This window comes from Thiohalophilus sp., from assembly GCF_034522235.1.
GTDB lineage: Bacteria > Pseudomonadota > Gammaproteobacteria > UBA6429 > Thiohalophilaceae > Thiohalophilus.
The window spans coordinates 2,148,854-2,161,822 of record NZ_JAXHLN010000003.1 but is presented as its reverse complement, the minus strand read 5'-3'; the positions used below and the strand labels follow the sequence as shown (position 1 = coordinate 2,161,822).

Genomic DNA, 12,969 nt, shown 5'->3' with positions numbered 1-12,969 from the left:
TGAACCTGTTTTGCTGAAATTGCGCCCCGATCCTCCACCTCATCGCCGTCTGAATCGCGTATAATGGCGGCTATTTTTTAGCGCCGGGACAAAGCGGTCCCCGCGCCTCGAACACAGGATATCAACGTGGCAAACGCAGTCCAGGCAATCCGGGGCATGAACGACATTCTGCCGGCAGAGACGCCGCGCTGGCAGTTCGTGGAACAGGCATTTCGTGAGTTGATGGCCGGTTACGCTTATCAGCAGATCCGCCTACCCATTGTCGAGAAAACCGAGCTGTTCAAACGCTCCATCGGCGAGGTGACCGACATTGTCGAAAAGGAGATGTATACCTTCGAGGATCGCAACGGCGACAGCCTGAGTCTGCGCCCGGAGGGGACCGCCGGTTGTGTCCGCGCCGCCATTCAGAACGGCCTGTTGAACCAGGGGGCGCAGAAGCTGTGGTACGCCGGCCCCATGTTCCGCCACGAGCGGCCGCAAAAGGGGCGTTATCGCCAGTTTTACCAGCTCGGGGTCGAGGTGTTTGGCCTGACCGGGCCGGACATCGACGCCGAGTTGATCGTACTTACGGCCCGGCTGTGGCAGCGACTCGGGCTGGCGCAGGATGTTTGCCTGGAGATCAACACCCTGGGTACCAGCGAGGCGCGTCGCGCCTATCGGGAAGTCCTGGTTGAGTACTTCAACGCCCACCTCGATCAACTCGACGAGGACAGTCAGCGCCGCCTGCACAGCAATCCGTTGCGTATTCTTGACAGCAAGACCCCCGACATGCAGGCACTGATCGAGGCCGCACCGCGCCTGCAGGACCACCTGGACGACGAATCGGCCGCGCACTTTGCCCGTTTGCGGGAACTGCTGGAAGCGGTCGGTATCCAATACCGGGTTAACCCGCGACTGGTGCGCGGCCTCGATTATTACGCCAAAACCGTGTTTGAATGGGTCACCGACAAGCTCGGTGCCCAGGGTACTGTCTGTGCCGGTGGCCGTTTCGACGGCCTGGTCGAACAGCTGGGCGGCAAGCCCACCCCGGCGATGGGCTTCGCCCTGGGCATGGAGCGGCTGGTGGCACTGCTCGACGAGCGGCCGTTCGACGAAACGCCGTATCGCCCGCACGCCTATCTGCTGCCGGCCGGCGAGCAGGCCGAAACCGCGGGGCTGCAGCTGGCCGAACAGCTGCGTGATCGTTTGCCGGCGTTGCGTCTGCAGGTTCATTGCGGCGGCGGCAGCATCAAGAGCCAGATGAAAAAAGCCGATCGTAGCGGCGCCGCTTACGCCCTGATTCTGGGTGAGCAGGAGCTGGCCGAACAGCGTGTGACGGTGAAGGATTTACGCGGTGACAGGCCGCAGCAACAAGTGGCGCAGGATGAACTCGACGGCTTTTTGGCCCGCGAATTCGATCTGGCCGGGAACTGAGCTGATGCCCGAGGGAATCGGGGTGCTGGCACTTAATTATTAATAAAGACTGGATAAAACGATGGCACAGTTTGAACGTAGTGAAGAAGAGACCATCCAGGCGATCAAGGACTGGTGGAAGGAGAACGGGCGCGCCGTGATTGCCGGTGTCGTGCTGGGGATCGGCGGCATCGTGGGGGTCCGTTACTGGTTTGATCACCAGCAGCAGAGCCAGCACGAGGCATCCCAGGCCTACAGCAATGTTCAGATGGCGTTGCAATCCGGTAACCGGGAACGGGCCGCCAGGGCGGTCGACGCCCTGATGGAAGAGTACGATTCCACGGCGTATGCCGTGCTCGGCGCGCTGGGTATGGGCCGGCTGGAGCTGGAAGCCGGCCAGCCCGAGTCAGCCGAGCGCTATTTGCGCTGGGCGTTGGTCAACAGCGACACCGGGGAATACCGGCATCTGGCCCGCCAGCGTCTGGCGCGTCTGCTGCTGGCCGGGGGGCAGCCCGAACAGGCAGCCGAACTGCTCGACGGGGTGGATGAAGCCGGTTACGGATCGATCTATGCCGAAATCCGCGGCGACATCGCCCAGGCACGGGAAGAGCCAGGCGAGGCGCGCAGCCACTATCAGCAGGCGCTGCTGGGCGCTGAAAATGCCCTGCGTCGACAGTTGCTGGAGATGAAACTGGCCGAGTTGTCAGCAGTGGCCGGGGCGCCGGACAGTGAGGTCATGCCGTGAGACAGTTTGGATTACTGAGTGTGGTGTTGCTGCTCAGCGCCTGCGGTTCTTCGCCCAACCTGCAGCCCCCCCGGGAGCTGCAACCGATTGACAAGCCGTTGCGGATCGATACCGTGTGGTCGGGCCAGGCCGGCCGGGGCGCCGGAGAGCAGTATCTGCAGTTACCGGTGCGCCATCATGGGGATATGGCTTATGCGGCAGATTATCAGGGCTATGTGAAAGCCTTCGCGCTCGACAGCGGCAAAGCGCACTGGGAACGGCAGACCGGTTTGCAACTGGCCACCGGCGCGGCCTATCACAACGGCAGGCTCTATTTCGGAACCCGGCAGGGCGAAGTGGTGGCACTGTCGGCTGAGGACGGGCGCGAACTGTGGCGCAGCGAACTCTCCAGTGAGGTGATCGCCCGCCCGGCGGTAGCCGATGAGATTCTGGTCGCAAAAACCCATGACGGCAAACTGTTTGCGTTGGAGACGGCCGGCGGCGAGCGTCGCTGGGTGTATGATCGCAGTGTCCCGGCCCTGACCCTGCGTGGCAACAGCGCCCCGATCATTGTCAATGATCTGGTCATTGCCGGCTTCGATAACGGTCGCCTGACGGCACTGGTGCTCAATAATGGTTCGATCTTCTGGGAGACGGCGATCAGTCATCCCTCGGGCAAGACCGAGCTGGAACGGATGATCGATATCGATGCCGATCCGGTAGTGGTCGATGATGTGGTCTATGCCGTGACCTATCAGGGCCGGCTGGCCGCGGTGGATATCCGTTCCGGCCGGATCCAGTGGGCACGCGACATGTCCTCCTATACCGGTATGGTGGCGGATGATTACCGGATTTATCTGAGTGACAGCGAAGGTCAGGTTCTGGCATTGAATCGGCGCAACGGCGCCACCTTGTGGCGACAGGACAAGCTGTTGCGGCGCGATTTGACCCGGCCGCAACTGGACGGTCCCTATCTGGTGGTGGCCGATTACGATGGTTATCTGCACTGGCTGTTGCGCGAGAGCGGTCGGCTGAAGGGGCGGGCCCGGATCAATGCCGGCTTCTATCTGTTTACCGATGAGTATGACGGCTACGAGCTGGCCTTTCGCAAGGAGAATAACGTGCTCACCCCGCCACTGGTCACGGATGAACGGGTCATTGCGGTGGATCGCCACGGTTCGCTGGATGCGTTTCGGCGCATCGAATAGCCGGCCTTTTTCGATCTAATGCGAGTAGCCTGATCAGGATATCCCATGCAACCGGTCATCGCCCTTGTGGGGCGCCCCAATGTCGGCAAATCGACCCTGTTCAACAGGCTGACACGCTCGCGTGACGCGCTGGTGGCGGATCAGCCGGGCCTGACCCGGGATCGGCAATTCGGCGAGGGCAAGTTGGGTGACAAGCCCTATATCGTGGTGGATACCGGTGGACTCAGCGGCGAGGATGCGGAGCTCGACAGCCTGATGGCCAGCCAGGCCTGGCTGGCGGTGGAGCAGGCCGATATCGTGCTGTTTATGGTCGATGCCCGGGCCGGTCTGTTACCGGATGATCACTACATCGCCGAGCGCTTGCGCCAGAGCGGCAAGACACTGTTTCTGGTGGTCAACAAGGTGGATGGTACGGAGGCCGCGCTGGCCACCGCCGAGTTCCATGCGCTGGGACTGGGGGAACCCCACGCCATCGCCGCCAGTCAGGGACGCGGGATCAAGTCGCTGATGACGCAGGTTCTGGTCTCCCTGCCGGATGTCGACGAGTCGGCGCAGGAGGTGCCGCCGGGCATCAAGGTGGCGATCATCGGACGGCCCAATGTCGGCAAATCGACCCTGGTCAACCGCATCCTCGGTGAAGAGCGGGTGCTGGCTTATGACATGCCGGGCACCACCCGCGACAGCATCTACCTGCCGTTCGAGCGTGATGATCAACACTATGTGTTGATCGATACCGCCGGGGTGCGGCGCCGCAGCCGGATCCATGAAACCATCGAAAAATTTAGTGTCATCAAGACGTTACAGGCAGTTAAGGATGCGCATGTGGTGCTGATGTTACTCGATGCCCATCAGGGGATCAGCGATCAGGATGCCAGCCTGCTCGGGTTTGTGCTGGAGAGCGGGCGCGCGCTGGTGCTGGCGGTGAATAAATGGGACGGCCTGGAAAAAGATCAGCGCGACTGGATACGCCGGGAGATCGACGCCAAGCTGCCGTTTTTGAGTTTTGCCGAGGTCCATTTTATCTCCGCCTTGCACGGCACCAACGTCGGTCATCTGTTCGCTTCGATCGTTACCGCCTATGAATCCGCCACACAGACGCTTTCCACGGCCAGGTTAACCCGTCTGTTACAGTATCTGGTCGAGGCTCATCCGCCGCCGCTGGTCCACGGTCGTCGCATCAAGTTGCGCTTCGCGCATCAGGGTGGGCAGAACCCGCCGGTGATCATCATCCACGGTAATCAGACCGCCGCCGTCCCCGACGGCTATCGGCGCTATTTGATCAACGGGTTTCAGAAGCATCTCGGCCTGGAAGGTACGCCGGTGCAGGTGGAATTTCGCAGTGGCGAGAATCCGTTTGCCGGCAAGAAGAACAAGCTGACCGCCCGCCAGGTACAAAAGCGCCAACGCCTGCGCCGTTTTGTCAGCAAACGCGGCAAGTAGCCCTGCACCTATCCCCGTGACGGCTTAGGGAAAACCCTAAGGAGGCTGATCTTATTAATCTATTCAACCGCCTGCATCGGCGGTGATATACAGCTGCTCGGCCCCTGGGTAGGCCTGCTTGCCCATCGAACTCCACCAACGCCTGATCGAGGCAACTGCAAAGGCCGGTGTATCGTGATCACGGCCAATATTCACCCACGCCTCATTTCTGGCCATATCGTAAATGCCGTAGGGAATGGCCTTGCCTGTCGCATCCTGAGGAAAATCATGTACCAGTGATTTCTCAGGTTGCCCCTTGGGCTGCCACTCCCGCCCATTGTTCTTAAAATCCCCGACCAACTCCTTCTTCTTCGTGTCCACTGAGATCACCGGCGGATCAACCAGGTTTTCCAGGGCATCTTTGATGCCAGGTTGCGAGGTTTCGATTCCAGGCCTTCCGGTAAACTGCGCTTTACCGAAATCTCGTTGCAGGTGGTGAGGCAGAAATACGGCGTTAATCTGGAGGAGGTATTCGGTGAACTTGTTCGGGTGTTGAAAAAGCTGGGCTATCTGGCGCGGGAAGGGGATGTGTTGAGAATGACTCCGGAAGCCAGTTATTACAATAATATTATTCCCATGCTGTTTGCTCCCGACGAGTTCAAATCCCGCCTGCTGGATCTGCCCTCGGAATATCTGGAGCAGTTTCCGCTGCCGCGCATTCTGACACAACTGGGCAAGACCCAGAGCCGGTCCATCGAGGTCAAAGGCGCGGAGCAGCCGGCCAGCGGGTCTCGCCGCGAATGTCGTCAGCGTGTGGAGCGGCGCCAGAGCAGCCGGCCCGATTACCGGCAGCTGACCGGCGGTATAGAACGCCGCCGCGGTCACGGGTGACGACTGGAGGACTACCAGAGAGGCAAGTCATTTTTGGGAGAATTTCTCTAAACGAGATCCCGCAACGGTTATATCAGGCCACTAATTTGTAGGCCCGATATAGCGCAGCGGTATCTAAAATACAGTGCCCAGGGACGAGTGACGAGGTACGAGTAAAATACCCTGAACCGATGGCTTGCAGGAGCGCCTTCGGCGCGATAGATCGTGCTGCGTGACAAGGCTTATCGTGGCGCAGCACTCCTGCGATCGATGGGAAGGCTCGGGTTTTGATCTGCCTCGTAACTCGTCACTCGTACCTCGTCCCTCGTCCCTTCCCTGTGGCAATCACGGCAGCGCCGCTTACCTGTATTGATATTCGGAACGCTTGTTTAATTTTCGAGCTGGCTCATGAAGAGTTTGGGATCGACCTTGAACTGGTTGAGGAACACGGCCCAGTGCAGATGCGGGCCGCTGACCCGGCCGGTCATGCCGACTTCGCCCAGTTTCTGGCTCTGGTTGATGTACTGCCCTTCCTCGACGTCGAACCTGTCCAGATGGCAATACATGGTGACCAGCCCCTGGCCGTGGTCGATAAACACGGTATTGCCGGTAAAAAAGTAGTCACCGGTGCGGATCACCGTCCCGGAAGCCGGGGCGAGAATGGGCGTGCCCACGGGTGCGGCGATATCCAGGCCGGTGTGGCGGCGGATACGATCCTGGTTGTTGTAGATCCGCTTGAGGCCAAAGGGGCTGCTGAAACGGCCCTCTACCGGCGTGATGAAACTGGTGTCCACGTTGTCACGCTCGCTCCAGCTGTGAATGGCCGCGATGATCTGTTTCTTTTCCCGATAATGACGCTCGATGTCTTCCTTGGTGGGGGAGACCATGCGCTGGTTGGTGATCGTGATATGGGTGGTTTCATAATCCTTGTCCACCACGCGAAATTCCTTGTGGTATTCGCTTTGACCGTTATCAACCTTGAGGCGATGGATGCCGGCTTTGGCGGACAGGGGAATTCCGACGACGGCTTCCCAGTGCGTGTTATTGGCGCGTACCATCACTTTTTTCTTGAGATAGGTGGCGCCGGGTCTGGCTTTATCAATCTCGTTCAGAGTAATAACGGCGACGCCACCGGGAATGGCCTGATGACGGGGCATAACGTTGGCGGACAAAGCGGTGCTATAAAACAGTACGGCTACAGCAAGCGTCTGTAAAAAAAGACTAGTTTTCTTCATCTTCGATCCCATCGATTAAGGCGGTAAAACGACCCCGGTGCAAGCGTGCCCGGATACGGCTGTGTAATGTGATCTGCTTCACATCGGTAATGACTTTATCCTCGGCTTCGGTACTGACAATAGCATATCCGCGACTCAAGGTGGCCAGCGGACTGACGGTCTCCAGTGCCCTGGCCAGATATTGCAGGCGCTGTCCACTGTCGTCCAACTGGCGACGCATGACGCGCATCAGTCGACTCGTCAGTTGCTGGCGCCGGGATTCAAGGTGACGCAGGTTGTGCCGGGGATTGTGTTGTTGCAATCGTTCGCGCACGGTGCTGAGCCGGGCGGCGCGCTCGCGCAATTGATAACGCCAGGCGTTGTTGCGCCGGATCTCCAGTTCATCCAGCCGCTGGGCGACCGATTGCAGATAGCGCTGTGGATGGGGCAGTTGTCGGGCCAGCCAGGCCAGTTGTTGTTCCCGCTGACGCAGCTGCTGCTGCATGACGCGGATCAGGCGTTGCGTCAGTTGTGAGAAGCTCTGTTGCCATTCGAGCCGGCTGGGGCTGACCAGTTCCGCGGCGGCGGTGGGGGTGGGAGCGCGGACATCGGCGACAAAATCGGCGATGGTGACGTCCGTTTCATGGCCCACGCCGCTGACCACCGGGATCGGGCAGTCATGGAGGGCGCGGGCAACCTGCTCCTCGTTGAAGGGCCACAGATCCTCCAGCGAACCGCCACCGCGGGCCAGAATCAGCACATCGCACTCGGCGCGCCGGGCGGCAGTCCGCAGAGCCGCGACGATGGCCGGGGCGGCGTTCTCGCCCTGGACCGGCACCGGATAGACCACCACGGGCAGGCCCGGAAAACGCCGCCGCAGGGTGGTAACAATATCGCGGATAGCCGCGCCGCTGGGGGAGGTGATCACCCCGATGCACTGCGGAAAACGGGGCAGAGGCTGTTTGTGCTCGGGGGCAAACAGCCCGGCCGCCTCCAGTTTGACCTTGAGTTCGTCAAAGGCGCGGCGCAGGGCGCCGTCGCCGGCCTCTTCCATATGTTCGACAATCAGCTGGTAGTCGCCGCGTGCTTCGTACAGGCTGACCCGGGCGCGGACCATCACCTGCAGGCCGTTTTCCGGCCGGAATTTGAGCAGCAGGTTGCGATTGCGGAACATGGCGCAACGCACCTGGGCGGCTTCGTCCTTGAGGGAAAAATAGAGATGGCCGGAGGCGGGCCGCGCCAGGTTGGAGAGCTCGCCTTCCAGCCAGATGGCCGGGAAGCCGGTCTCCAGCAGGGCGCGGATCTCACGGTTGAGTCGCGAGACGCTGTAGATATCGCGTTGTCCGGGGCTGAGCTGATTCATCCGGGGGAGGATACCGCAATCGCGCTCGGTTGTGTCATCGGCAGGACAGTGCCGTCTCGGTGGACGGGGCAATAAAAAAGGCCGGGGAAGTCCCCGGCCTTTTTGCTCAGTTATCGCGAGTATTTAGAAACGCGGTTCAGAGTTCAGGTTTTCGCTGTACTGTTTCTGAGCAAGTTCGCTCTGCATCCTGGCTTCGTTGGCCAGATCCACCGCCTTGCCATATTCGCCTTCTTTGGCGGCTTTTTCGGCGGCCTTGATCATCTTGCCAGTATCGCGCCATGCATAGTCGATGTTTTTGGCTTTGCTCAGCTCGCTTTTCGCGGCACTGATGGCATTGTTGGCTTGCTGTTCAGTCATGCTCGGACCGGTTGCACACGCGGCCAGAGTCAGGGCTGCAGTCATCGCCATAATCACAATCTTCTTCATGGGCTCCTCCGATGGAATCACTTGTTATGAGTTTATCAGGGTTTGTTATTTACGATCCTTGCCGGACCTTGATTGTTATTCAGATTTGGCCGGAGCGAAAATGCCACCAGGCCGTACTTGAAACCCATTATGCGGGGTCAGAATCCAGATGGCAACCGCTGATTTTTGCTAAAATCCACGTGCGTGCCGATTTACCGGTCCCGTAAAAATCTTTATAATTCGGCGATTTACCTCAACCGGGACCCCACAATGCTGCGAATTGCTCAAGAAGCCCTCACATTCGATGACGTCCTGCTCCTGCCGGCCCATTCCAATGTTTTGCCCCGGGAGGTCCAGCTGAAGACCCGCCTGACGCGGGAGATCGAGCTGAATATTCCCCTGGCGGCGGCGGCCATGGATACCGTGACCGAGGCCCGGCTGGCCATTGCCATGGCCCAGGAAGGGGGCATCGGGATCGTCCACAAGAATATGGACACCCGGACCCAGGCTGAACAGGTGCGCCTGGTCAAGAAATTCGAAAGCGGTGTGATCAAGGATCCGACCACGGTCACGCCCGAGACCAGCATCCGCGACGTGCTGGCCCTGACCCGGGCGCAGAACATCTCCGGCGTGCCAGTGGTCAAGGGCGGTGAACTGGTAGGCATTGTCACCAGCCGCGATTTGCGCTTTGAAACCCACCACGACTCCCCGGTCTCCAGCATCATGACGCCCAAGGAGAGCCTGGTGACGGTCAAGGAAGGCGCGGCCCGGGACGAGATTCTGAATTTGCTGCACGAACACCGCATCGAGAAGGTGCTGGTGGTGAACGACAACTTCGATCTGCGCGGTCTGGTGACGGTCAAGGATATCCAGAAAGCGAGCGAATACCCTGCTGCATGTAAGGATAAATATGGCCAGCTGCGTGTCGGCGCGGCGGTGGGCGTCGGCGAAGGGACCGAGGAGCGGATCGCGGCACTGGTCGAGGCCGGTGTGGATGTGATTGTGGTGGATACCGCCCATGGCCATTCCCAGGGGGTGCTGGATCGGGTCGCCTGGACCAAGCAGCATTTCCCGGAAGTCCAGGTGATTGGGGGCAACATCGCCACCGGCGCGGCGGCACTCGCGCTGCTCGAGGCCGGTGCCGATGGCGTCAAGGTCGGGATCGGACCGGGCTCGATCTGCACCACCCGGATTGTGGCCGGGGTGGGGGTGCCACAGATCACCGCCGTCGCCAATGTGGCCGAAGCGCTGGAGGGCACGGGTGTGCCGCTGATCGCCGATGGCGGGATCCGCTATTCGGGCGATATCGCCAAGGCGCTGGTGGCCGGCGCCTATTGCGTGATGCTCGGTTCCATGTTCGCCGGCACCGAAGAGTCGCCCGGTGAAGTCGAATTGTTCCAGGGACGCTCCTACAAATCCTACCGTGGCATGGGCTCGCTCGGGGCCATGGGCTCCCGGCACGGCTCCTCGGATCGCTATTTCCAGGAGGGCGGCGAGGCCGAGAAGCTGGTTCCCGAAGGGATCGAGGGGCGGGTACCGTTCAAAGGCCCCTTGAGCCCGGTGATTCACCAGTTACTGGGCGGCATCCGCGCCAGCATGGGGTATACCGGTTGTCGCAGCATCGATGAAATGCGGACCCGTCCCGAGTTTGTCCGGGTGACCGGCGCCGGGATGCGGGAAAGCCACGTTCATGATGTTCAAATCACCAAAGAATCCCCCAACTATCGGGTCTAAAACGGCAACCGTGTTGATTATTGAATATCGATATATAGCGATGAGCGGTGCAACGGCTTGTCATTCAGCAGAAATACCAGGTTGTAGCGTCCTTCCTGCATTTCATTGATCGGTAATAACAGGTTATCGAAATACTTGCCCTCCTGATTTTCGAGAGTCAGGGTTTTATGGGCCATGGCGACTCTCTCCGTTTTTTCCATGAGGTAGGCCTCTATCCGATTTTGTTCTTGCGGAAGATTCTTGTAGGCAAAGCCGAAATAGAGATTTCGAATCGGCTTGAGCACGGAAGGTTTGCTGATATTGAGCGATGTTATTTCCAGATCACTATAAGCCACATCGGAGATCTTCGGTTGTGAATCCTCGATGGCGCTTAATAGCGTTTCCCAGGAGTGACGGATCGGTTCTGTCTTGCCAAACCAGCTCTCCAGATTAGTGAGCATTGTTTCAGCCTGTTCAAAACGCTTCTCGCGAATCTCGAACTGGATTTTCAGCAACTTGTTTTGCTGGATTTTCTGCAGTCCTTCGCTGGCCGATGGATTGTCGGCTTGCAGCTTGAGTGCCTGCTGATAATAGTGAAAAGCACTGCGGTTTTTCGGTTGTAACAGGTTGCCTTGTTCAAAGGCGGCCTCGCCTTTTTTGTTCAACGCTGCAACCTTGCTTCGGGTCTCGATCGCTTCTTGAAGTTGCTGTTGCATAGCCTGTAGTTCAGGATCATCGGCGTGGACAGTCAGTCCTGCTTTGACATTGTCCAGTGCCGCCTCCAGTTCACCACGTCCCTGATGCCGGATTGCCCGGTTGTGAAAGATATCGGTGATGTGTTTAATCCCGGCCAGTGCTTTAGGGTGCTCGGGGGCCAGCTGCAAGACGGATCGATAGGCTGCCAGGGCGTTGGCGCCGGCCGGTTCGATCACTGCCCCCTGTTCCAGATATTGTGCCGCCTTGTCGAGATAGATATGGACCGACTCGGCCTGTTCCAGCCGGTTTCGGATTTGCGTAAAACGGGCTGTCTCGGTCAGGCGCGGAAAGCTCACTTGCATGGCTTCCACCAGTTGGCGGGCGCGTTTGACATCATGGTTATCAAAGGCGATTTGCAATTGTTCGGTAAACCAGTCATGCATCAGGGTCATGAGATGACGCGCTTTGGGATCAGGTTGTTCCCCGCTCAGGCGAGCCCGGTAGGTCTGTGCCAGAATTTTGGCGTTGTCCGGATCGGCCTCGAGTTGTTCGTACATATAATGAATCGGATCGGCCGTCCGGGTGAGTTCGGCCTCGCTGCTTGCAGGAATGGTCTTTATGGCTGCCGCCCCGGGACTATCCACTACGGCCGGTGATTCACCGGTTATACTGGCAACGATCTCGTTTAATGGTGGCAGTTCCAGACTTTGCCATATCCGGCTGATTTCAGCCCGGCCATACCAGATTCCGGCACCGATCCCCCCCAGAACAACGATGGACAGGAATAATGCCAAACCATTGGAACGGCGTTTGCGACGGGGTATTTTCTGGCCGCCGGTCGTAACCTGGGTAGGGGTATATCCTGTTGTGGGCGTGGAGTGGGTGCCCGAGAGGCTGTTGCCCGGAATTGATGTGGCCGCGGGATAATCGACCTCCGCAAGAGTTGCCGCATCGGTTGCATGCGCTGCGGGACGGGTTGCCGGCGATCTGCCTTCGATGGCCTGAATCGCCTGGGGGGGGATGGCATCGAGTGCAGCGATCAGTTCGCCGGCAGTCTGATAGCGATGTTCCGGGTTCTTCGACAGGCAGGTATTGATAATACCCTGGAAAATTCGCATGTCGGGTGGCAGTGCCGGTATGGGTGACGAGAGGTGCTTGATCCCCACCGCAATTGCCGAGTCGGCATCATAGGGCACATGGCCGGACAAGAGTAAAAACAGCACTACACCCAGACTATAGATATCCGAGCGTGGATCGACATGCAACCCCTTGGTCTGTTCCGGACTCATGTAATGGGGTGTACCGATAGCCCGGCCGGTCTGGGTCATGCCTCTGGTGACATCATCACCCCGGGCGATTCCGAAGTCAGTGAGCACAACATGGCCATCGGCCTTGCGGATCATGATGTTCTCGGGTTTGACGTCACGGTGGACGTAGCCTTTATTGCCCGCAAAATCGAGAGCCCGGGCGACATCTTTTATGATGCGCAATTTGTCCTGGAGTGACAGCTCGGGGAGGGCCTCTTTCAGGTTATGGCCCTCCACATATTCCATCGAGTAATAGTGATAACCTTCATGGATACCGGCGTCATAGACTGTGACGATATGGGGGTGTGACAGGCGGCTGACAATCTTGGCCTCGCGCAAAAAACGCTCCGAGAAGCTCTCGGTCTCGGCCTGACCCGGTTCCAGCACCTTGATGGCCACCTCGCGGCCAAAGCTTTCCTGGATTGCCAGGTAGACGGACGCCATCCCGCCGCGTCCCAGCAACCGTTCAAAACGGTAGCCCGGTATGTGCAATTGCGGTTTGCCGGACGCGGTCGGGTTTTCCTGATCCGTTGACTCTGTCACTTAAAATCCTTTAAAAACAATTAGTTATTATAATCTCGTGATGATGTCGTCAGGTTAGGGAAGACCTTGAGTATATCGGCAATTATGAATGATAAATTAGCCAGATTCACGGCCA

At 58.9% G+C, this 12,969-nt stretch carries 10 protein-coding genes and 1 pseudogene; 6 read left to right on the top strand and 5 right to left on the bottom strand.

Annotation, left to right across the window (positions count from 1 at the left end):
• The first annotated feature begins 126 nt into the window (after nt 1-126).
• The 4 genes from hisS (at nt 127) to der (ending at nt 4,764) form a co-directional block, all read left to right on the top strand.
• The gene (hisS, locus tag U5J94_RS13545) at nt 127-1,413 is read left to right on the top strand and encodes a histidine--tRNA ligase (RefSeq protein ID WP_322566150.1); all 1,287 of its coding nucleotides are present in this window, start codon (nt 127-129) and stop codon (nt 1,411-1,413) included.
• Between the two features lie 61 nt (nt 1,414-1,474).
• Nucleotides 1,475-2,137, top strand: a complete 663-nt coding sequence (locus tag U5J94_RS13540) for a tetratricopeptide repeat protein (protein WP_322566149.1) — start codon at nt 1,475-1,477, stop codon at nt 2,135-2,137.
• Nucleotides 2,134-3,324: an outer membrane protein assembly factor BamB gene (bamB, locus tag U5J94_RS13535; protein ID WP_322566148.1), complete on the top strand. Its 1,191-nt coding sequence runs from the start codon at nt 2,134-2,136 to the stop codon at nt 3,322-3,324. Before U5J94_RS13540 ends, bamB begins: the two co-directional genes overlap by 4 nt.
• A gap of 45 nt (nt 3,325-3,369) precedes the next feature.
• Nucleotides 3,370-4,764 (top strand): ribosome biogenesis GTPase Der, encoded by a 1,395-nt coding sequence (gene der, locus U5J94_RS13530; protein WP_322566147.1) that lies wholly within the window; start codon nt 3,370-3,372, stop codon nt 4,762-4,764.
• A gap of 66 nt (nt 4,765-4,830) precedes the next feature.
• On the opposite strand, the pseudogene U5J94_RS13525 reads toward der, so the two are convergent.
• Nucleotides 4,831-5,136: pseudogene (locus tag U5J94_RS13525) on the bottom strand (ISAzo13-like element transposase-related protein); the annotation flags it as partial.
• 39 nt (nt 5,137-5,175) lie between these two features.
• Here U5J94_RS13525 and U5J94_RS13520 point away from each other — a divergent pair.
• Nucleotides 5,176-5,634, top strand: coding sequence for a hypothetical protein (locus U5J94_RS13520; protein WP_322566508.1), 459 nt, complete (start codon nt 5,176-5,178; stop codon nt 5,632-5,634).
• A gap of 368 nt (nt 5,635-6,002) precedes the next feature.
• Here U5J94_RS13520 and U5J94_RS13515 read toward each other — a convergent pair whose 3' ends face one another.
• The 3 genes from U5J94_RS13515 to U5J94_RS13505 all read right to left on the bottom strand — a co-directional run bounded on the left by U5J94_RS13515 (nt 6,003) and on the right by U5J94_RS13505 (nt 8,616).
• Nucleotides 6,003-6,770, bottom strand: coding sequence for a peptidoglycan DD-metalloendopeptidase family protein (locus U5J94_RS13515; protein WP_322566146.1), 768 nt, complete (start codon nt 6,768-6,770; stop codon nt 6,003-6,005).
• Between the two features lie 64 nt (nt 6,771-6,834).
• Nucleotides 6,835-8,190 carry an exodeoxyribonuclease VII large subunit gene (gene xseA, locus U5J94_RS13510; RefSeq protein WP_322566145.1) on the bottom strand — a complete coding sequence of 452 codons (1,356 nt, stop codon included), beginning with the start codon at nt 8,188-8,190 and terminating at the stop codon, nt 6,835-6,837.
• 123 nt (nt 8,191-8,313) lie between these two features.
• Nucleotides 8,314-8,616, bottom strand: a complete 303-nt coding sequence (locus U5J94_RS13505) for a hypothetical protein (protein ID WP_322566144.1) — start codon at nt 8,614-8,616, stop codon at nt 8,314-8,316.
• Between the two features lie 252 nt (nt 8,617-8,868).
• Between U5J94_RS13505 and guaB the strand changes: the two genes are divergently transcribed.
• Complete coding sequence (gene guaB / locus U5J94_RS13500; RefSeq protein WP_416224232.1) at nt 8,869-10,329, top strand: IMP dehydrogenase; 1,461 nt, start codon at nt 8,869-8,871, stop codon at nt 10,327-10,329.
• 17 nt (nt 10,330-10,346) lie between these two features.
• Here the strand turns inward: guaB and U5J94_RS13495 are convergent, their stop codons facing one another.
• Complete coding sequence (locus U5J94_RS13495; protein WP_322566142.1) at nt 10,347-12,854, bottom strand: serine/threonine protein kinase; 2,508 nt, start codon at nt 12,852-12,854, stop codon at nt 10,347-10,349.
• Nucleotides 12,855-12,969 lie beyond the last annotated feature (115 nt).